We start from the raw sequence: 19,024 nt of genomic DNA, 5'->3' as shown, positions 1-19,024 counted from the left end.
CTACCTCATCAAAAATAGATCTTTTAGGGGATTATCTTTAAATGCTAAAGCCTGTTTTAAATCCCCTTCAAAAGCGATTTTTTTATTATCCACTATCAAAAACCTATCCAAAATATTAAATATACTATCTACATCGTGAGTCACCATCACCACAGTAATACCTAAGCTATCACGCAGCTCACATACTAGTCTATCCATTGCTCTAGCACTGATAGGATCTAGACCAGAATTTGGCTCATCTAAAAATAAAACTTTAGGACTAAGTGCTAAAGCACGAGCTAAAGCTACTCTTTTTTTCATTCCACCGCTTAACTCGCTAGGATATAGACTCATTGCATTTGGCTTAAGACCAACTTTTATTAACCACATTTTAGCAATCTCATCAATGTCGCTTGAGTCAAATTTGCTATACTCTTTTAACATAATTGCAATATTATCTAATACACTCATATTGCTAAAAAGTGCACCAAACTGGAACATAACACCCATTTGTAACTTAATATTTTGTTGTTCTTCTTGTGTAGCTCTCCAGATATCAACGCCGCCAATTTTTACACTACCACTAGCTGGTTTTTTTAAAAATATCATAGTTTTAAGTAGTGTAGTTTTACCACTTCCAGATCCACCTAAAAGGCCGTAAATTTCACCGCTTTTTATATGAAAATTTGCTCCTTCATGTATTACTTTGCCACCATATGTAGTTACTATATCTTTACAAACTATCATATTTTAAGCTCTGTATAAATCACTGAAAATAACGCATCTAAAGCAATAATCCAAAATATCGCATTTACCACGCTTTTAGTAGTTAGCTCACCTACGCTACTAGTACTCCCACTAACTTCAAATCCCCTCATACACCCAATCAGCCCTATCATTGCACCAAAAAATGGCGTCTTAAGCATTCCAACAAAAAAATGCCGTAATTCTACACTCTCTTTAAATCTTTGTAAATATTCATAAAAGCTAAAATCTAAATAAATTTTACATACAATCATCTGAGCAAAAATACTAATAGCATTAGCCAAAAATACTACTAGTGGTACTGCAATTATCAGCGCCATAATCCTAGGCATAACAATAAATTTAAATGGATCAAAGCCCATTGTATTCATCGCTTCAATCTCCTCAGTTATTTTCATAACTCCAATTTGCGCTGTATAGCTAGATGCAGAGCGTCCAGCAATCACAATCGCAGCAATAAGCGGCCCAACCTCACGCAGCGTCATAATACCCATAATATCAACTACATAAATACTAGCTCCAAACTGGCTAAGCATACTTGCCCCTTGATAGGCCAACACTACTCCAATTAAAAAACTTGTAAGCCCTACAATTCCTATAGCCCCAAAACCAGCGCTAACTATATGATTAGATAATTCAGCAAACCGAATTTTAGTAGGTTTTTTAATCCCATCTAAAAGTGAAAATAAAAACTTACCCAAAAATATACAAAAATTAATAATATTTAGCCGTATATCAATAAATATTTTGCCAATTTTCTCAAGTGAATTTATACTGCTTGGTTTATAAATTTTTAGCCCTAAAATATCATTATCACGTACTAAAGCAAAGATTTTATCAAATTTATCATTTGAATTAATCAGCTTAAAATCTCCAAAATTTTTTGAGATAAAAATTGCCATCGCATAATCAATATGCTCTAAATTTTCTAAATCTAGCTTATCTATTTTTAGTTTTTTTAACTCTTTTAGTTGGGATTTTGGTGCTTTATAATCCCAAATTCCAATAAGCTTAAGAGTGGTTTTATCTAATTTAAATTTCCCCATTTTAATTGCTTTAAACTCTTAAATCAACCTACTGATCAAAAAGTCCTTTTTCAGACTCACTCATTATATGTACTGGTGGTTTTTTGCCAAACATTTTATAAGTTTGATCGCTTAGAATTCTACCTTTAGCTGTCCTTTGGATATATCCATTACTTAGTAGATACGGCTCTATAACATCCTCTATGGTTCCCTCATCTTCGCTTAGTGCTGCCGCTATAGTAGAAAGCCCAAGCGCACGAGTAGAATAAGCTAAAATATTTAGATATTTCAGATCCATCTCATCAAATCCAAGCTCATTTACCCCTAAGCTATCAAGCGCTATTTTAGCTCTTTCGTGGCTAATTTTGCTCTCATCAGCAACTTCAGCAAAATCACGAATTCGCCTAAGCAACCTAAGAGCGATTCTAGGCGTCCCACGACTACGCCTTGCTATCTCTAAACTAGCCTCTTTACTAGCCAATTTACCTAGTTTATTAGCCGCTAAAGAGATGATTTGAGCTAACTCATCAGCGTTATAAAATTGTAATCTAAATTGCATCCCAAAGCGATCACGAAGTGGAGCTGAGATCATCCCTGCTCTAGTTGTAGCTCCAATTAGCGTAAATTTAGGTATATCGATCTTAATCGTTTGAGCCGCTGGCCCACTACCTATTATAATATCCAAGCGAAAATCCTCCATAGCCGAGTAAAGCACCTCTTCAATAGCTGGGCTTAGGCGGTGAATTTCATCTATAAATAGCACATCACCCTCTTCTAAATTTGTCAAAATCGCTGCTAAATCTCCACTTTTTTCTATCATTGGCGCTGATGTTATCTTGATATTTGCGTTCATCTTAGAAGCAATTATATGAGCTAAAGTTGTCTTACCAAGTCCTGGTGGCCCATAAAACAAGGCGTGATCTAGGCACTCACCACGCTTTTTAGCCGCTGCGATAAAAACCTCTAAATTCGCTTTAATCTTATCTTGACCGATATACTCATCAAAATTTGAAGGCCTTAAGCTCACTTCATATTCAGCATCAAAGCTAACTTTCTCAATCTCTACAATCCTATCCAAATCCTAGTCCTACAAATCAAATTTATCAAATTTCGCACCCATTTTTTCATAATAATACGCCCCGCCCCTAATCTCCTTAACCGCCTTAAATCCATGCTTTTGCAAGAGCTTTAAAGCCTCTTTAGAGCGAGTTGCCGTAGCACACATTAGATAGAATTCATCATCTTTTTTAAATACCTTCTCCACAGAGCTTACAAATAGCGGATTTACCTTGCCACTTAAATTCGCATAAGTTATCAAATGCGACCCATCTAAAATCCCAAATTCCAGCCATTCACTAGGCAACCTGATATCTACTATTTTGCTATTTGGTATATTCATATTGACTACTTGGGAATTTAATATTTCTTACTTCATCAGCGTAATTTTTCATCGCTTCACGGATCAAATTCGCCCCATCCATATATCTTTTAACAAATTTAGGCCTAAACTCATCATAAAACCCAAACGCATCACTCCACACAAGCACCTGCCCATCACAGCTAGCACCAGCCCCAATCCCGATAGTAGGCACTTTAAGAGCTTTTGTTATCTCTTTGGCTAGATCACTTGGGACACCTTCTATTAAGACCATTTTCGCCCCAGCAGACTCTAAGGCCAAAGCATCTTCAAGGATGGATTTTGCCTCACTCTCATCCTTGCCAGCAACTCTATATCCACCTTCTTGGCGTGAGAGTTGAGGCTTTAAACCTATGTGAGCGATCACAGCGATTCCATTTTCATTTAATAATTTTATTGTAGGCGCTATCTCTTTTGAGCCTTCTATTTTTACAGCATCGCAAAGGGTATTTTTGTAAATCTTCACAGCATTTTTCAAACTAATTTCTGGCGTGATAGTAGAGCCAAAAGGCATATCCACAACCAAAAACGCCCTTTTAGCACCCCTTTGAACGGCTCTTGCGTGATATATCATCTCATCAACACTTATCCCCAAAGTCTCATTAGCACCGCCAAAACTCATATTTAAGCTATCACCTACTAAAATCATATCAGCATAATCATCAAAAAGCCGAGCAAACAAAGCATCATAGGCTGTTATCATAACGATTTTTTCTCTATTTTTCTTAGCGATTAAATCAGTGATTTTTATTTTTTTCACGCTTTTCCTTTAATTTTTTGAAATATTTTACTAAATTTAACCTAAATTTTGTTACAATTTGGCAAAAAATCAAAGAGTAAATGATGGGTTTATTAAAAGAGCTAGAAGCAGATTACGATCTAGACATTATCGAGGACTATTTAACACACTTTGGCGTGATGAATGGATTACTCGATAAGCTCATTGTAAATTTGGGTAGGAATGATAAATTTGATGCTAGTAGCTATGAGCTTAATAGAATTTTTCACAATATCAAAACTGCAAGCCAATACTTAGAACTAACCCCAGTAGTCAAACTAACTACGCTGGCTGAAGATATCACAGCAAAACTAAAATCTAAGCGTGGAACAGGTGCGACTGCTTCAAATGAGATTATCGACTGGCTACTTTTAGTAGCTGATCAGATGCAAGGCTATTTAGATGATATAGAAAACGATGAGATATATTTAAGAATTCTAAATCCCAAAATCATCGCTATCCCTAATGAGATATTTAATTAAATTTTAAGACAAATTTGAGTATTATAATCGCCTTTTTATGGGGGTGACTTGGCTTCGACAGGAGTAGTGAGGTCACGGTGGCATGCAGCTTTTGGCATAGCTTAAAAAGCCTAAATAAAATTAAACGCAAACAACGTTAAATTCGCTCCTGCTTACGCTAAAGCTGCGTAAGTTCAGTTGAGCCTTGCTATTTGGCGATACTATCTAGCTAAATCAGCGAGTAATCTTAGATAGTGTAGCTTTGCTATTTGACGAGTAGTAAGGTGAAATTTAGTCTTAGCTTGGCTAGTTGTTTTGGGAAGTGAGCACGGCTGGGTGAAATCTTCACTTCTGCTAAGCATGTAGAGGCTGTGGGTTTGTTATTTTTGGACTGCGGTTCGATCCCGCACACCTCCACCATTTTTATTTTTTAAGTTTTAATCAATCTTTTACAATTCGTTTCAAATCCCTTATATTACTTATTTATGATACAATAACACATTAAAAGGTGGTCAATATGAGCTTAAATACAATATCAAACACAGGTGTTAATATACAAGAGAAAGCAACTGTTATCTGGAATGTAGCAGATATGCTAAGAGGTCCTTTTAAACCCCATGAGTATGGCTTAGTTATTCTACCTATGACTGTAGTTAAAAGATTTAATGATTGTTTAATGCCTACTCACAATAAAGTACAAGAAGATTATCAGAAATATAAACACCTAGCTGTTATAGATGGCTTCTTAACTACAGCTTCTGGTTATAAATTCTATAATATAAGCAAATCACATTTGATTCATTATTAGCTGACCCACAAAATATTGAAGCTAACTTTAAAGACTATTTGACTGGATTTTCGTCTAACATTTAAGATATCCTAGCTAAAACTGAACCTAAAATATTTAATGATATATTCCCTAATATATTTAATAATGTCGCTCAAGAAAGCTATAAGCAATCACAAGAAGCATACACTTCATTATTCCAAGATTTAACAAAATATAATACTATTATGCAAGTATTAGCAGATTATGTATATACTCAGATGAGAAAATAGCTATATTATTTAGCTGTGATAGTTTAGGTAGCGATCTAGATGCGGTATATTCTTAACATACTGCATCTATTTTACTTTGCATTACCATTAGATATTAAAATAATAAATTAAATAAAAATATATCGACTTTCAAGCCAAAATAATATAGATAATTAAAGATGAAAAAATATTAATCAAATTTGAACAATATAATTTTTATTAAAAATACTGCTAAAAACTTAAAAAAGGATTTGGATAAAGGTAAAATTTCTTTAAGTGGCGGACAGAGAGGGATTTGAACCCTCGAAGCCCGATTAAGACTTGCACCCTTAGCAGGGGTGTGGTTTCAGCCGCTCACCCATCTGTCCTAAAAAGAGCTGAAATTATACAAGCTTTTTACTTAAAAACCGCTTAAATATGCTCTAAAATCCTTTGAGTAATCTCTTTTGGACTATTTGCTTTATATATAGGCCTGCCAACTACTATAAAATCAGCTTGATTTTGCACCGCAGTAGCTATATCAGCTACTCTTTTTTGATCTGCATTATCCTCACCAAACGGCCTAATACCTGGCGTTAAGGTTAAAAACTCTCTGCTAGTAGCCTCTTTAATAGCTAGACTTTCATATACTGAACAGACCATTCCATCTAGGCCGCTTGCGTATGCCATCTGTGACATATTTACTACGCTTTTTTTAATACTAGAGTTATACACGGCTTTAAATTCACTCTCATCAAAGCTAGTAAGAGCTGACACTGCCAATACTAGTGGCCTACTAGGCAAAGCATTTAATCTATCCATTACTGTTTTCATGGCTACTACTCCAGCACTAGCGTGAATATTTATCATATCAGCACCAACTCTAGATACCACCTCGCAAGCATCTGCCATAGTGTTTGGTATATCATAAATTTTAAGGTCTAAAAAGATCTTAAAATCACTAATGCTTTTTAACTCTTCTATAAATTTTGCTCCATCACGCAAATAGGCTCTAAGTCCAACCTTTAGCCATAAATCAAGCCCTTTAAGCTTTCTAGCTAGTGCTAGACACTCATCTTTTTGCGCCATATCTAATGCGATACAAAGCTTCACTTTTTATCCTTTGCGATAGCGTCTAAAACACCATTTATAAGTTTGATAGAAGATTCACTGGCTAATTCATTAGCTAGCATCACAGCCTCATTAATCGCAATAGCTGAGTCTATATCACTATATCTCATCTCATAGGCTCCAAGTCGTAGAATTTGTCTTTCTACGCTACCTATCTCGCCTATTTTCCACTTGCCAAGATAGTTATCTAGCTGTTCATCAATGCTAGATAAATTTTCTAAAATACCATTATATAAGCTGATTGTAAAGCTCTTTTGGTCGTTTCTTATCTTTTTTTCTTCTAAGAACTCATCGCTAAAATGCTCCATCTCGCTACCCATCTCCTTAGCATATAGCAAACTAACGACGCACTGTCTTACTTGATGTCTAGTAGCCATTTTATCCCTTTAAATTTTCATACAAACTAAGCAACTCAATAACTCCAGCCATTGCTTCAAAGCCTTTATTTCCAGCTTTTGAGCCGGCTCTTTCTATGGCTTGTTCTAGATTATCAACTGTTAATACGCCAAATGTTACTGGCTTAGCGTATTTTAGCGTTATATTTGCTACGCCTTTAGTAGTTTCTGCGCTTACATAATCAAAATGCGGAGTAGAACCACGAATTACAGCTCCTACGCATACTACAGCGTCGAATTTGCCACTTTCTAAAGCTTTTTGGAGTGCCATTGGTATCTCAAATGCACCAGGAACTAAGATTAAAGATAGATTTTCTTCTTTACCGCCATGGCGTAAAAACGCATCTTTTGCACCTTCTACAAGCCTATCAGTTATAATATGATTAAATCTAGCGTTGATTATAGCTATTTTTTCACTGCCTTTTAGGGCTAAATTGCCTTCTATTATATTCATTTTAACTCCTTATATTAATTTTAACATTATTACACTAAAAACTATCAAAAATAGATAAACTGCCTTTTTGATACCTATCTTTTCTTTATTAAATATTACTCCAACTCCAACAGCTCCAACAGCTCCAATCCCAGTCCAAACTGAGTAGGCTACTGACATTGGCAATATATTCATCGCAAAGCCAAGCAGACTTAAAGATATTCCAAAAGTTACTACTACAAGCATAAAAAGTGCAATCTTTTTGATATTTTGACTTTTTGCCATTTGATTTAAAAATACGACGCCTAAAACCTCACAAACTCCAGCACCAAAGAGCGCAGCTATATATATCACGTTTCACTCCTTTTAAGCCCTAAAACGCCGATAATAATAAGCAAAATAAATAAAATTCTAAGGAAACTAATGCTTTGATTATTAAAATAGTTTGTAATTATCTCGGCACCTACGATGAAAATTGTCCCAAATCCAATAAACATTGTATAAGCTATACTTGCGCTAAGATATTTAAAGCTCATCATAAATGCCCAAAAACTACAACAAGCAAGCAAAGCAGTAATCACCCATTCAAATGGTGTATTAGCATACTTTAAGCCATAAGCCCAGCCAGCTTCAACACTAGCTCCACTAATGACCCAAAAAAATCCTTTATTATTCACCTAAAGCGTCCTTGATTTTTTTGATCTGTTCTAAATTTGCTTTAAGAGCTTCAAGATTTAGCATATTTGGCCCATCGCACATAGCCTCACATGGATTAATATGCGTTTCATAGAAAAATCCATCCACACCCACAGCAGCTGCTGCCCTAGCAAGATATGGTACAAATCTGCTATCGCCACCACTTGTAGCGCCGTTTGCACTTGGCATTTGTACGCTATGAGTAGCATCGAAAACAACAGGCGCAAACTCTCTCATAATAGGCAAACTTCTCATATCCACTACTAAATTCCCATAACCAAATGTAGAGCCTCTCTCGCATAAAAATACTCCATTATCCCTAGCAACTTCATAGCCAAATTCGCTTACGCCACGAGTCTCTAAGACCTTTTTAACGCTGTGTTTCATCGCATCAGGGCTTAGGAATTGACCCTTTTTGATATTTACTATCGCTTTGGTTTTGGCTGCTGCTACTAGCAAATCTGTCTGGCGACATAAAAATGCTGGTATCTGCAGGGCATCTGCTACTTGCGCTGCTGGCTGGGCTTGATAGCTTTCGTGGATATCTGTTAAGATTTTAAAGCCAAATTCGCTCTTAACTTCATCTAAAATTTTTAAACCCTCATCAAGTCCTGGCCCTCTAAAGCTACTAATACTTGTGCGATTAGCTTTATCAAAACTAGATTTAAAATAAAAATCTATCCAATCTAAATTTGCAAACTCTCTAAGCTTACTAGCAACCTTAAATACCAAATCTCTACTTTCTATTACGCAAGGTCCTGCTATTAATATCATTTTTACACCTTAAATTTCATTTTAGCTATGATTATACCCAAATATTGCTAAATTACCGCTCACGAGCAACTAAAATTCCAGCACCAATAATCATTACAATACCTAAAAATGCCCACGCACCAGGCAAAGAATCGCCCAAAATTAACCCAAAAATCATACTAAAGATTACATCGCTATAGCCTACAGCTGCTACAACTCCTGCTTTTTTACTTGCTGCATAAGCTTTGGTAAGATAAATTTGAAATCCAGTAGCTAATAATCCCATTAATATCACCATTACCCAGCTAGTTAAACTAGGCATAATAAATGGACTGATTAAGAAGTCTAAATCTGGCCTATAATAAAAACTTCCTATAATCATAGATAATAAAGGCATAGCACTCCCACATAGCATAAATGATAATACAATAGCACGAGTATCATAGTGCTTTCTAAGCCCTCTAATACTAGTATAAGCAAGAGCCGCACCAATTCCACTAAGTAGGCCTATATATTCATCTTTGCTTACGCCAAGAGTTGGTTCAATAACAAATAAAATTCCAATAAATCCGATAAAAATCGCAAACCAGCCTAGATAGCTAAGTCTCTCTTTGAAAATAAAAGCAGCCAAAAGTGCTGTAAAAATTGGACTAGTCTTAGAAAATGTAAAGGCTGTTGCAAGGTCTATATGAGCAATATTGTAAAAAAATGCATACAGCCCAATTGTCCCAATAATTCCACGAAAAGCAAGTAGCCAAAACTTGCCACCAGCTTGATGAAGTGGCCTTTTATAAATCATCCAAATTATTAGCCCAAGTCCTATGATATTGCGAAAAAATACAATCTCAATAGAACTTAGCTCGCTGCTTAAAATTTTAGATAATGCTCCAGTCCCAGCAAAAAGCAAAGAGGCAATAAGCATATAATAAATACCCAAATGGCGAATTAAAAATCTGTTATATCTCATTTTTATTTTGTATCCGGTTTTACTTTAAATTTTTAAAATAAAATATTAGTTAAATTTCATTGAATTTAAGATAAATATCACAATCAATCATTAAGCCCAATTTACTTTCGTACCTTACATGGATTACCATAAGCTATACTACCACTATCTATATCAGATACTACCACGCTACCAGCTCCAATAGTTATATCTGATTTGATTTTAATCCCTTGAATAATACTCGAACCAATCCCTATCCAAGTACGCTCACCAATATTTACACCGCCTGCTAAAGCCACACCAGGGCAAATATGCGCAAAATTGCCGATTATGCAATCGTGTTCTACTATAGCACCACTATTTATGATAACACCATCTCCAATTATACTATTAGCATTGATAATAGCCCTAGGCATTACCACGCTTCCAGTGCCAATTTTTACACTAGTGCTAATAATCGCACTTGGGTGGATGAGTGTAGCTAACTCAAATCCACTTTCAACTACAAGCCTTTGAAGTCGCTCCCTAGCTATAGTATTGCCAATAGCTATGATTATAGGATATTTGGGCAATTTAGGGCTAAATTTCACTCCGTTTACATCATCTAAAAATATTAAATCATTATAACCATTTATACGAGCTATATCAGCTACAACTTTAGCGTGACCACCATTTCCATAGATATACAAACTAGTTATTGCCACTAAATTTCTCCGTAGTTACCATACCATCTTTATTTATTCCATCTTTTTTTATAACCTTTTTAATAGTTAAAAAAGCAATTTTAATATCTAAATTTAGACTTAGATTATCAGCATAATATGTATCAAATTCAAATTTTTGCTTCCAACTAATAGCATTTCTACCATTTACCTGCGCAAGGCCTGTAATTCCTGGACGGACATTATGGCGACGACTCTGTTCTTTAGAATATAGTGGCAAATACTCAACTAACAATGGTCGTGGCCCAATAAAACTCATATCGCCTTTTAAAACATTAAAAAGCTGCGGAAGCTCATCTATACTAAGCGCTCTAATCCTCTTTCCAAATTCTCCAAGTCGAACCTCATCGCTAAGCAAATTACCATTTTCATCACGAGCATCACTCATAGAGCGAAATTTATAAATTTTAAAAATTTTAGCATTTTTACCGGGTCGTGCTTGGGTAAATATTACAGGTGTCCCAAGATGTTTTTTAATCGCAAAATATGCCCACGCCATCACTGGTGCAGTTAAGATTATTAAAATTAACGCCCCTAAAATATCAAAAATCCGCTTAAAAAAATATCTATACACTCGCAATTTCCTTATAAAACTCAATATATTTTGCCGTAATTATCGGCTGATTATAGTGTTTTAGTACAGTATTTCTCGCATTTTGCCCCATCTTTGTAGCTTCTTTTTCATCATCGAGCAACTTAGATATTTTTATAGCTAAATCATTAGCATCTCTAGCTTTACAAATTAAACCATGCAAACCATCAGTTATTGCTTCCTTGCAGCCATCGCAGTCGCTTACAACTGATGGTTTTGCCATACTCATTGCCTCTAACACCGTACGTGGAAAACCCTCTTTATAACTTGGTAAAGTAAAAAGATAGCACGATGAAAGCATATTGGCTACCTTATCACTCCAGCCTATATGACGCACATATGGTGAGCGTAAAAACTCCTCATCTAGACTAGATGTATTACCTAAATCACTTGAACCTACAAATACAAACTCACAATCTTTACGCCCGCTTAAGATCTTAGCTGCTTCATAAAATTCCATCACCCCTTTATCTTTTAACGCTCTAGCTATCATTAAAACGATTTTCTTATCACTTTTAAAATCATATGGCGTTACTTTTTGTGGGTCAAATTCACTTGCATCTACTCCTACACTTTTAATTCGTTTTATCTTGTTTTTTTGGATTAAGTGGCGGCTTAACATATAATTAGGATCTGAATCATTGACAAAAATCGTAGCCCTTGATAGTCTAAATGTGATAAAATATAGCCCTTCAATAGCTACTCTTATAAGCCTACTTTTTAGAGTATTGGATATATAAAAGCTACCTAAGCCCTCTACTAAATTTATCACACATTTTACGCCTGCTTGCTTAGCTGCAAGTGTCCCAAATACATTTGATTTATGTGCTGATGTTTGGAGCATATCTAAATTTAATCCACCTAAAAGTCTAGCTAAATTTGCTGTATCTTTAAAAACTTTAAGAGGATTTAAACTAGCCTTATCAATATCATAATGCACTAGTCTAAACTCAGCACCAATAAGACTACTATACTCTCCCTTTGGCGCAATAGCAATCACTTCATGCCCAAGCGCCTTTAATGCTCTCATTATTGGCAAACGAAAGTGATAAATACTCATATCTGAATGAGATAAAAACCCTATTACCACGCTCTACCTTTTAAGTTTATATACTTTAGCTGCTGGTTCTAAAATAACAGGCTCAAATGGTGTATCAGCGTAATTTTCTAGCACAAAAAGCTGAACATAGCTACTATTAAACATCTCCCTATCCATTATAACAAATCGCCCATAATCAACCATATAAATCAGATATATATCAGCTAAATTATCTATATTATGAATAGTTTTATTTAGCTTCATATTTTCATCATATTTAGTTTCAATATAACTATTTACCCTAAATTTCTGCCCACCTAGCTCAATATGCGTAGCATCATTTGAGATAATTATACCATTATCTAAAGCAATTCCATTTTGGGTTTGAGCAAAATTGGTCGCAATGACAAAAAATGGTTCAGCCCACTCCTTGCCATTTAGTAGATCAAGACGACTAAATTTAGCTACAACTGGGAAAATCCCCATCATTCTATCAGGTAAGAAATAATATATATCACGACTCTTTAGAGGCAGACTAAAAGTCTCTTTTTTAATATCACTTAAAAATTCTCCAAGCTCGATATAGTTATAATCTTTTAAAATTTGCTCTAAATTCTTACCGCCAAAGTTTTGCGTATAGCCTTTTTCAGTATATTCAACCTCTAATCGTGCCATATTAGCAGAATTTAATGGTGGCATAGTTAAAGCATAACTAACTGCATAGTTTTCTCTACCTAAATGTTTACCACCATCAATTAATGTTTTTGTATCGCTATAATATCTAATCGCATAACCATAATCCCACCATGCCAAGGTATAATCATCTCTTTTTGCAATCTTGCCAAGCTTATCTAAAACATTCACTTCAGTTTTAAATAGTACGCTTGATGGTTTGTAATAATATATATGAACAATAGATGGAATCAATGCTACTACTGTAATAATAAAAGCTATTAAATTTATCTTTGCTATTTTGGCTCTTTTGAGTAAATAATATAATAAATATCCAAATCCCATCGCCACAATCGGTACAGCATAAATTGTAAATCTTAGCCCACCTTTAAGTGCTAAAAAACCAAGACCAATCATTGGAATAGCTACTAAAAATATTCTAAATTTAAAACATAGCAAAACATAGCCAATTACACCAGCAATAAACACACTCCAATGTCCGCTAATACGCTGAGTAAATAGATCTAAATCAATTCGCCCAGATTCCATAATTGTTTGATTAACATTATAAAAATAAAATGATACTGAACTACTATCACCAAGACTTCTAAATAGATAAAATTTAGCCTGAAACCATATCGGATTTAATCCACCAAATATAACAAATAGCGCCAAAACAGATACAAAAAGCCCAATCATAACCCTAACGCTAAGTAAATTTGCCCTAAAATAAATCAAGCCAAAAAGCGCTATAATTAGCCCCAATCTAACTGCATAAGGCGCAGCAGTAATAGCTAAAATCATAAATAAAATCGCTTGATAATTCTTTAAATTTCTACGTTCTAAAACTACAGTATAAATAGCATAAAATAGCGTTATAGCCACGCATAGTGTATAGCTAGATGGATACCACCAATTATATGTCAACATTGAAAGCGAGATAACTAAAAAAGATATCAAATCGCCTTTAAAATGTAGTCTGATTATTCCCCAAATAGCAAAAAGTGGTAAAACAATTACCAACATATCAGTATCATAATATCCAGCCATTGTGCGATTGTAGTAGCTATTTGCGATTGATGCAAGGAGACTAGCAACGAAAAATTCTTTAACATGGCCAAATTCTTTGCCTATTAAAATCATTGGCACAACAATAAGCGAGGCTAAAAATATGCTTAAATAGACCATAATAGTCTCTAAGCTAAATGGCAAAACCTTACAAAGCAAAAATGTCAATGTAGAAAGCGGAGTACCATAGTAGCTAAGATCGTTTGGCTGGTGAAATCCAGCTATCATATCTCTAGCGCCTTCAGCATAAGCATATCCATCATTTGTGCTAATCATCAACTGATTATTCCAAATAAAATCGCTATAACCTCCAGCCCACAATACCCACTCCATACGGCATAACAAAGCAAAAAGGTAGGCAATAATTATAAATATTGAAATTTGATATCTATTTAGAAGCTGCATATATCTCCTCTAATTCATTTATAAGATTTTTAGCTATTATTTTTTTGTCAAATTCTTTAGCTCTTATGATAGCGTTTTTTTCATAATATTTTACAAAGTTTGGCTCATCAATAGCTCTTTGCATAGCTTTTTGTGTAGCATCTTGATCGCCTACAGGAACCAAATAACCCCACTCATTCTCCCCTATTAGCTCTTTTGCTCCACTTTTATGCTCACTTGTAATTACTAGCTTACCGCACGCCAAAGCCTCAATTAAAGCATTTGAAAATCCCTCAAAAAGACTCACAAATACAAATGCATAACATTTTGATATATATTTATATGGATTATTATCAAAGCCAGGTAAAAAGACTCTATCTTCTAAATTTAGCTCTTTTATTAGATTTTCAAGTCTAGAGCGCAAAATTCCATCACCTAAGATTATTAAAGATTTATCACAATTTTTAAGTCTAGCATAGGCTCTAATTAAAAGTTCATGATTTTTACCACTATCAAGCCGCCCAACACTTAAGAAAAATTCACCCTTAAATTCTATAGGTTCACTAGATTTACGAGCAATATCATCAAGATCAAGTGCATTATATAGCACTCTCATTTTACGCTCATCAATGCCAAAATTATCCCGCAAATCGGCCAAATTACCAAGACTATTTGGATAGATAAAATCACCTTTTGGATATAGCCATTTAAGTAAAAATTTACTAATCCTAGACTTTAGTGTATCATTAGCATACAGTACCGATGGTGTTGAACACTCATTTAACACTAATGGGCGTTTATCTCCTAAAATCCTAGCTAAAGCTGCAACATAACAAGGGCGATTCATCCATACAAAATGCAAATCCACATCAAGTGCTAGGCAAAGTCGCTTATATTTTAATGCCAAAAATGGTAATTTTGCAAATTTAATCAGTCCATTTTCAAAAGGCTTAGAATTCTCCAAATAATATATTTTAACATCATGTGGGATTGGGTAGGCTATGCGATCATTCATTAAAATTAGATAAATCTCATAACGCCCTACTAGCTCTCTAAGCAGATTTGACACCACACGCTCAGCTCCACCGCCAGCCATTGAATATATAAATACTGCTAATTTTTTCATTATTTTCCTTTTAATTTACCGATTAATTCACTCCATTGGGAAATAATATTTTGTGGAGTAAATTTAGTTAAATTTATATTTTTTACCAAATTTTCTTTTAAATTCGGATCGCTTAGAACTTCACTTATGCATTCACTTAGCGCCTTAGGGCTAAAATCTTTAGCAATTAAAGCGTCCTTTCTATGAGATAAAATCTCCATAGCTCCAGCTGTGGGTGTAGATATTCTAGCAACTTTATAAGCTGCAGCTTCATTTAACACATTACCAAAAGCCTCACTAAGGCTAGGCAAAACCAAAATCTCAGCCCTTTGATAGAGAGTCTCAACACTCTTAATATGACCTAAAAATTCAATATTTAAATTTAAATTTTTAGCTAAATTTTCTAAATTTTGTCTTTGAGACCCCTCACCTGCAATAGCGATTTTATAATCTTTTAACAAATTTTTATCTACAAGAGCTAAAGCGTTTAGATATAACTCATAGCCTTTTACTGCTTCAAGCCTACCAACACTTAAAATAAGTTTATCTTTTTTAGCTAAATTAACACCTAAATTTGATGAAATTTTAGCTAAGTTTTCAACCATAAATAGCGGATTATATATTATTTCACAATGCTTAACAAAACTGTAATAATCTTTATCTCTTTTACTTAAAACCACTAATGCATCGCAAAATCTATAACTAAAATTTCTAATTTTTCGCCAAATTTGCGAACTTAGTAAATCATAACTCACATGTTCAGTAGCTATAATTTTTTTTCCCATAAATGCTGTGGCAATTAGCACATTTATATTGGTTTGATCCATAAAAGTGATTATAATATCAGGTTTTGCACTCTTTATATAGGATCTAATTTTTAAAAATTTACTAAATTTACTTAACCAGCCTTTTTGATTATAAATATCTAAATGAGTAAGCTTACCACTAATTTTATAGTGGTTTTGATTCTCTTCAAAGTAGATGGTCTCAATCTCATAATTTTTACTTAACTCACGGCTTAAAAGCTCTACTACACGCTCAGCTCCACCATTTCTAAGTGCAGAAATTACTAACATAATTTTCATTTTAATACTCTATTTATAAGATTTAACCACTCTTGAGTGATATTTTGAGGCATAAAACTAGCTCTATTTTTATAGCCATTTTGAGCAATTTTAGCTCTTAAATTCTCATCTTGTATAGCCAAGTTTAGCTTTTTAGCTAGACTTTGTGGGGTAAAATCGCTACTTATTAGCCCATTTTTACCATCTTCTATTAATTCGCATGCGCCAACTGTAGGCGTAGCAATTCTAGCAACCTTATAAAAGCACGCCTCAATTAATACATTTCCTAACCCTTCGCTTCTTGAGCTTGAAACTATAATTTTAGCTCGCTTATAATAGCTTGATATATCGCTTACGCTTCCTTTGAATTTAACTCTATCGCTTTTAAACTCGCTTTTAAATTTTTCAAACTCACTTCCATCTCCACAAATCTCCACACTAAAATCCCCAATATTGCAAAATTTAAGTGAATTTAAAAATATATCGCACCCTTTTACACTCTCAAGTCTACCAACAAAAATTATTAAATTTTCTTTTTTACTTTCATCAAAATCAGCACCAATCTCTCCAAAAAATGGATTATAAATCACCGCACGATTTTTGACATATTTATAATATTCATAATCGTTTTTGCTTAAAAGTGATAAAGCATCACAAAATGGATATAGTAATCTTTTAGCCACTCTCCACTTTAAAGATAAAAAGCTATGCTCGCTATGTTCTGATATTATTAGCCTCTGTTTTAAGCCTAAATTTGCCATTAAACATAATAAATTTGTACTATCCATAAAGCTAATTATAAGATCAAACTCACCACTTTTAAAAATCTTACGCAATACAAAAATCTTGCTAATTACTCTTTTGAGATTACCTAAAATACCGCTATTTGGTAAGCTTAAGCTTACTACACGCACTTGCTCATCAATCTCATAAAATGGCGCCTTGCTATCAAATTTAAAAATAGTTATTTCATGCTTAGAACTTAAATTATTTGCTAAAATACTTAGCACCCGTTCTGCTCCACCAAATCCAAGCGTAGAAATCACAAATCCAATCTTCAAAAACGCCCCCTAATTTTAGCTATAAATATCGCCCTTTGTGCCAAATTAAATATCATAACAAACCCTACTAAATAACCAAGCCCGCTCATCAAAGTACAACAGAGTAAAAACTCCAGCCAATTAGTTACACTTAACATATTTGAAATAGGATAAATTATTCCAGTGATTAAAGCAAAAACAGCAAGACATTTTATATAGATTGGATAAAATGTACTTAGTTTTAACCCCAAATTTGCCCCAGCATTTGCAATATCAAACAGACTAATCTTAAGCGCAATTCCAATGGTTATTACAATTGCTATCTCTTTGAGTCCAAACTCAAAAAAACTAAGCCCAATAAGCTGTATACAAAATACGCAAACAGCCATAAATAGCGTTACAAGTGCTGGTTTTTTAAGTTTATCAGTGATCAAATTTATGCTAATTAATGGACGTGAACTAGCAAAAATAATAGATGGTACAAGCGAAATTAAAACTAGCTCATAAATAAATTCAATCTCCTCTTTGCTCTTAAATGGCAGCCAAAGTGTATAAAACTCATCAGCTAAAATCCCAAAAGTCGCAATCAATGGAAGCGAGACAAAGCTTACACTCTTAATAGCTAAAATAACCTCATCTTTAAGAGGCTTAGCGCCTGCATGCAAGGCAACCAGCCGTGGATTCCACGCTACTGCAGTAGTAACTACAAAACTCTCAATAATCATAGTAACTGAGCGAGAAAGCGCTAGTATCCCCATACTAAATGCACTAATAAAAATATTAACCAAAAGCAAGCTAGCGCCACTAATAAGCACTTGACTAAGCATATTTAAGCTATTAAAAAGCCCGCTTCTAGCTAAAACATAGACAAATTTTGTTCTAAAAAGCTTGGAATTAAAGTGTAAATTTAGCCCAAATTTATGATTTAAAAATAGAGCACTAAAAAATACAAAAATTGAGGATATTAAAGCTGCAATTGCTGTGTAGTAAATCATAGCCTCAAACGCCCAAAATAACCCTAACACGCACCCAGCATAAATAGCAGTGGATATAGCATTGCGAATAGAGATTAAATACATCTGGTTTTTAATAAATGCATGCACGCTAAAAAGTGCATTAAATAGCCCAATACTAAAGTTGATAAAATATATTGCCATTGTAGCTCTTACATCGTTTAAAAGGGCCTGTGATATATTTATTATTGATTGAATTTTAACCAAAAACACAAACGAAACTAGCGCAACGATAAGACTAAAAATCAGATTAGCTACAATCACTGAACTATAAAATTTGCTAGCCCTAGCAAAATTGCCTTTATGATAGCTAGAGGCAATAAATCTACTAGCTACAGAGTTAATCACAAGTGTTAAGATAAATCCATAATTTACCAGCGAATTAGCAAGTGCTAAAAATCCATAAGCTTCATCGCCTAAAACACGCAAAATATATGGAGTAAGAAAAAAATTAATAGCTGTTTGTAGAGCAAAAACAATAATAGTTGTAAGCAAATTTAGATACATAACGGGCTATTTTTCCTTGAAT

At 34.1% G+C, this 19,024-nt stretch carries 22 protein-coding genes, 1 tRNA gene and 1 other RNA gene; 3 read left to right on the top strand and 21 right to left on the bottom strand.

What is annotated here, in order from left to right:
• The 5 genes from CIGNP109_RS05585 to panB are packed head-to-tail and all read right to left on the bottom strand — an operon-like array spanning nucleotide 1 to nucleotide 3,946.
• Nucleotides 1–726, bottom strand: a complete 726-nt coding sequence (locus CIGNP109_RS05585) for an ABC transporter ATP-binding protein (RefSeq protein ID WP_086226642.1) — start codon at nucleotides 724–726, stop codon at nucleotides 1–3.
• On the bottom strand, nucleotides 723–1,790 hold the full coding sequence (locus CIGNP109_RS05580) for an MlaE family ABC transporter permease (protein ID WP_086225165.1): 1,068 nt from the start codon (nucleotides 1,788–1,790) through the stop codon (nucleotides 723–725). Before CIGNP109_RS05580 ends, CIGNP109_RS05585 begins: the two co-directional genes overlap by 4 nt.
• A gap of 28 nt (nucleotides 1,791–1,818) precedes the next feature.
• A complete protein-coding gene (gene ruvB / locus CIGNP109_RS05575) occupies nucleotides 1,819–2,847 on the bottom strand; it encodes a Holliday junction branch migration DNA helicase RuvB (protein ID WP_086228526.1) in 1,029 nt (342 codons plus the stop codon).
• Between the two features lie 9 nt (nucleotides 2,848–2,856).
• On the bottom strand, nucleotides 2,857–3,168 hold the full coding sequence (locus CIGNP109_RS05570) for a rhodanese-like domain-containing protein (RefSeq protein ID WP_086228525.1): 312 nt from the start codon (nucleotides 3,166–3,168) through the stop codon (nucleotides 2,857–2,859).
• On the bottom strand, nucleotides 3,152–3,946 hold the full coding sequence (gene panB, locus CIGNP109_RS05565) for a 3-methyl-2-oxobutanoate hydroxymethyltransferase (RefSeq protein WP_086228524.1): 795 nt from the start codon (nucleotides 3,944–3,946) through the stop codon (nucleotides 3,152–3,154). The genes CIGNP109_RS05570 and panB overlap by 17 nt, the downstream gene beginning before the upstream one ends.
• An 83-nt stretch (nucleotides 3,947–4,029) precedes the next feature.
• Between panB and CIGNP109_RS05560 the strand changes: the two genes are divergently transcribed.
• The 3 genes from CIGNP109_RS05560 (at nucleotide 4,030) to CIGNP109_RS05550 (ending at nucleotide 5,233) form a co-directional block, all read left to right on the top strand.
• Nucleotides 4,030–4,446, top strand: coding sequence for a phosphorelay protein (locus tag CIGNP109_RS05560; protein WP_086228523.1), 417 nt, complete (start codon nucleotides 4,030–4,032; stop codon nucleotides 4,444–4,446).
• Nucleotides 4,447–4,485: 39 nt separating this feature from the next.
• Nucleotides 4,486–4,845: a transfer-messenger RNA gene (gene ssrA, locus CIGNP109_RS05555) on the top strand.
• 97 nt (nucleotides 4,846–4,942) lie between these two features.
• The gene (locus CIGNP109_RS05550; protein WP_201789955.1) at nucleotides 4,943–5,233 is read left to right on the top strand and encodes a type I restriction-modification system subunit M N-terminal domain-containing protein; all 291 of its coding nucleotides are present in this window, start codon (nucleotides 4,943–4,945) and stop codon (nucleotides 5,231–5,233) included.
• A gap of 507 nt (nucleotides 5,234–5,740) precedes the next feature.
• Here the strand turns inward: CIGNP109_RS05550 and CIGNP109_RS05545 are convergent.
• The 16 genes from CIGNP109_RS05545 to CIGNP109_RS05470 all read right to left on the bottom strand — a co-directional run bounded on the left by CIGNP109_RS05545 (nucleotide 5,741) and on the right by CIGNP109_RS05470 (nucleotide 19,002).
• A tRNA-Ser gene (locus CIGNP109_RS05545) sits at nucleotides 5,741–5,831 on the bottom strand.
• Between the two features lie 43 nt (nucleotides 5,832–5,874).
• Complete coding sequence (pyrF, locus tag CIGNP109_RS05540; RefSeq protein ID WP_086228522.1) at nucleotides 5,875–6,555, bottom strand: orotidine-5'-phosphate decarboxylase; 681 nt, start codon at nucleotides 6,553–6,555, stop codon at nucleotides 5,875–5,877.
• Complete coding sequence (nusB, locus tag CIGNP109_RS05535) at nucleotides 6,552–6,950, bottom strand: transcription antitermination factor NusB (protein ID WP_086225159.1); 399 nt, start codon at nucleotides 6,948–6,950, stop codon at nucleotides 6,552–6,554. The genes pyrF and nusB overlap by 4 nt, the downstream gene beginning before the upstream one ends.
• 1 nt (nucleotide 6,951) lies before the next feature.
• Nucleotides 6,952–7,422, bottom strand: coding sequence for a 6,7-dimethyl-8-ribityllumazine synthase (gene ribH, locus CIGNP109_RS05530; protein WP_086228521.1), 471 nt, complete (start codon nucleotides 7,420–7,422; stop codon nucleotides 6,952–6,954).
• A 9-nt stretch (nucleotides 7,423–7,431) separates the two neighbouring features.
• Nucleotides 7,432–7,755, bottom strand: coding sequence for a DMT family transporter (locus CIGNP109_RS05525; RefSeq protein WP_180380021.1), 324 nt, complete (start codon nucleotides 7,753–7,755; stop codon nucleotides 7,432–7,434).
• A complete protein-coding gene (locus CIGNP109_RS05520) occupies nucleotides 7,752–8,078 on the bottom strand; it encodes an SMR family transporter (RefSeq protein WP_086226713.1) in 327 nt (108 codons plus the stop codon). The genes CIGNP109_RS05525 and CIGNP109_RS05520 overlap by 4 nt, the downstream gene beginning before the upstream one ends.
• A complete protein-coding gene (gene kdsA, locus CIGNP109_RS05515; protein ID WP_086228520.1) occupies nucleotides 8,071–8,871 on the bottom strand; it encodes a 3-deoxy-8-phosphooctulonate synthase in 801 nt (266 codons plus the stop codon). The genes CIGNP109_RS05520 and kdsA overlap by 8 nt, the downstream gene beginning before the upstream one ends.
• A 52-nt stretch (nucleotides 8,872–8,923) precedes the next feature.
• Nucleotides 8,924–9,817: a DMT family transporter gene (locus CIGNP109_RS05510; RefSeq protein ID WP_086228519.1), complete on the bottom strand. Its 894-nt coding sequence runs from the start codon at nucleotides 9,815–9,817 to the stop codon at nucleotides 8,924–8,926.
• A gap of 101 nt (nucleotides 9,818–9,918) precedes the next feature.
• A complete protein-coding gene (gene pglD / locus CIGNP109_RS05505; RefSeq protein WP_101244929.1) occupies nucleotides 9,919–10,500 on the bottom strand; it encodes a UDP-N-acetylbacillosamine N-acetyltransferase in 582 nt (193 codons plus the stop codon).
• The gene (pglC, locus tag CIGNP109_RS05500) at nucleotides 10,487–11,092 is read right to left on the bottom strand and encodes an undecaprenyl phosphate N,N'-diacetylbacillosamine 1-phosphate transferase (RefSeq protein WP_086226716.1); all 606 of its coding nucleotides are present in this window, start codon (nucleotides 11,090–11,092) and stop codon (nucleotides 10,487–10,489) included. Before pglC ends, pglD begins: the two co-directional genes overlap by 14 nt.
• A complete protein-coding gene (pglA, locus tag CIGNP109_RS05495; RefSeq protein WP_101244939.1) occupies nucleotides 11,085–12,200 on the bottom strand; it encodes a N,N'-diacetylbacillosaminyl-diphospho-undecaprenol alpha-1,3-N-acetylgalactosaminyltransferase in 1,116 nt (371 codons plus the stop codon). Before pglA ends, pglC begins: the two co-directional genes overlap by 8 nt.
• A gap of 3 nt (nucleotides 12,201–12,203) precedes the next feature.
• A complete protein-coding gene (locus tag CIGNP109_RS05490) occupies nucleotides 12,204–14,294 on the bottom strand; it encodes an STT3 domain-containing protein (protein ID WP_086228518.1) in 2,091 nt (696 codons plus the stop codon).
• Nucleotides 14,278–15,399, bottom strand: a complete 1,122-nt coding sequence (gene pglJ / locus CIGNP109_RS05485; RefSeq protein ID WP_086228517.1) for an N-acetylgalactosamine-N,N'-diacetylbacillosaminyl-diphospho-undecaprenol 4-alpha-N-acetylgalactosaminyltransferase — start codon at nucleotides 15,397–15,399, stop codon at nucleotides 14,278–14,280. Before pglJ ends, CIGNP109_RS05490 begins: the two co-directional genes overlap by 17 nt.
• Complete coding sequence (locus tag CIGNP109_RS05480; protein WP_086228516.1) at nucleotides 15,399–16,463, bottom strand: glycosyltransferase; 1,065 nt, start codon at nucleotides 16,461–16,463, stop codon at nucleotides 15,399–15,401. Before CIGNP109_RS05480 ends, pglJ begins: the two co-directional genes overlap by 1 nt.
• A complete protein-coding gene (locus CIGNP109_RS05475) occupies nucleotides 16,460–17,503 on the bottom strand; it encodes a glycosyltransferase (protein WP_086228515.1) in 1,044 nt (347 codons plus the stop codon). Before CIGNP109_RS05475 ends, CIGNP109_RS05480 begins: the two co-directional genes overlap by 4 nt.
• Nucleotides 17,500–19,002, bottom strand: coding sequence for an MATE family efflux transporter (locus tag CIGNP109_RS05470; protein WP_086228514.1), 1,503 nt, complete (start codon nucleotides 19,000–19,002; stop codon nucleotides 17,500–17,502). The genes CIGNP109_RS05475 and CIGNP109_RS05470 overlap by 4 nt, the downstream gene beginning before the upstream one ends.
• Nucleotides 19,003–19,024 lie beyond the last annotated feature (22 nt).

It is taken from the genome of Campylobacter sp. P0109, assembly GCF_002138755.1.
In the GTDB taxonomy this organism is placed as follows: domain Bacteria; phylum Campylobacterota; class Campylobacteria; order Campylobacterales; family Campylobacteraceae; genus Campylobacter; species Campylobacter devanensis.
The sequence above is the reverse complement of the archived record's forward strand: the minus strand, read 5'-3'. Positions and strand labels throughout refer to the sequence as shown.

What these genes read in the sequence shown, in the direction of transcription:
- CIGNP109_RS05585 (WP_086226642.1), bottom strand. Translation starts at nt 726, where the DNA reads ATGATAGTTTGTAAAGATATAGTAACTACATATGGTGGCAAAGTAATA.
- CIGNP109_RS05580 (WP_086225165.1), bottom strand. Translation starts at nt 1,790, where the DNA reads ATGGGGAAATTTAAATTAGATAAAACCACTCTTAAGCTTATTGGAATT.
- CIGNP109_RS05570 (WP_086228525.1), bottom strand. Translation starts at nt 3,168, where the DNA reads ATGAATATACCAAATAGCAAAATAGTAGATATCAGGTTGCCTAGTGAA.
- CIGNP109_RS05560 (WP_086228523.1), top strand. Translation starts at nt 4,030, where the DNA reads ATGGGTTTATTAAAAGAGCTAGAAGCAGATTACGATCTAGACATTATC.
- CIGNP109_RS05550 (WP_201789955.1), top strand. Translation starts at nt 4,943, where the DNA reads ATGAGCTTAAATACAATATCAAACACAGGTGTTAATATACAAGAGAAA.
- nusB (WP_086225159.1), bottom strand. Translation starts at nt 6,950, where the DNA reads ATGGCTACTAGACATCAAGTAAGACAGTGCGTCGTTAGTTTGCTATAT.
- ribH (WP_086228521.1), bottom strand. Translation starts at nt 7,422, where the DNA reads ATGAATATAATAGAAGGCAATTTAGCCCTAAAAGGCAGTGAAAAAATA.
- kdsA (WP_086228520.1), bottom strand. Translation starts at nt 8,871, where the DNA reads ATGATATTAATAGCAGGACCTTGCGTAATAGAAAGTAGAGATTTGGTA.
- CIGNP109_RS05510 (WP_086228519.1), bottom strand. Translation starts at nt 9,817, where the DNA reads ATGAGATATAACAGATTTTTAATTCGCCATTTGGGTATTTATTATATG.
- CIGNP109_RS05490 (WP_086228518.1), bottom strand. Translation starts at nt 14,294, where the DNA reads ATGCAGCTTCTAAATAGATATCAAATTTCAATATTTATAATTATTGCC.
- pglJ (WP_086228517.1), bottom strand. Translation starts at nt 15,399, where the DNA reads ATGAAAAAATTAGCAGTATTTATATATTCAATGGCTGGCGGTGGAGCT.
- CIGNP109_RS05480 (WP_086228516.1), bottom strand. Translation starts at nt 16,463, where the DNA reads ATGAAAATTATGTTAGTAATTTCTGCACTTAGAAATGGTGGAGCTGAG.
- CIGNP109_RS05470 (WP_086228514.1), bottom strand. Translation starts at nt 19,002, where the DNA reads ATGTATCTAAATTTGCTTACAACTATTATTGTTTTTGCTCTACAAACA.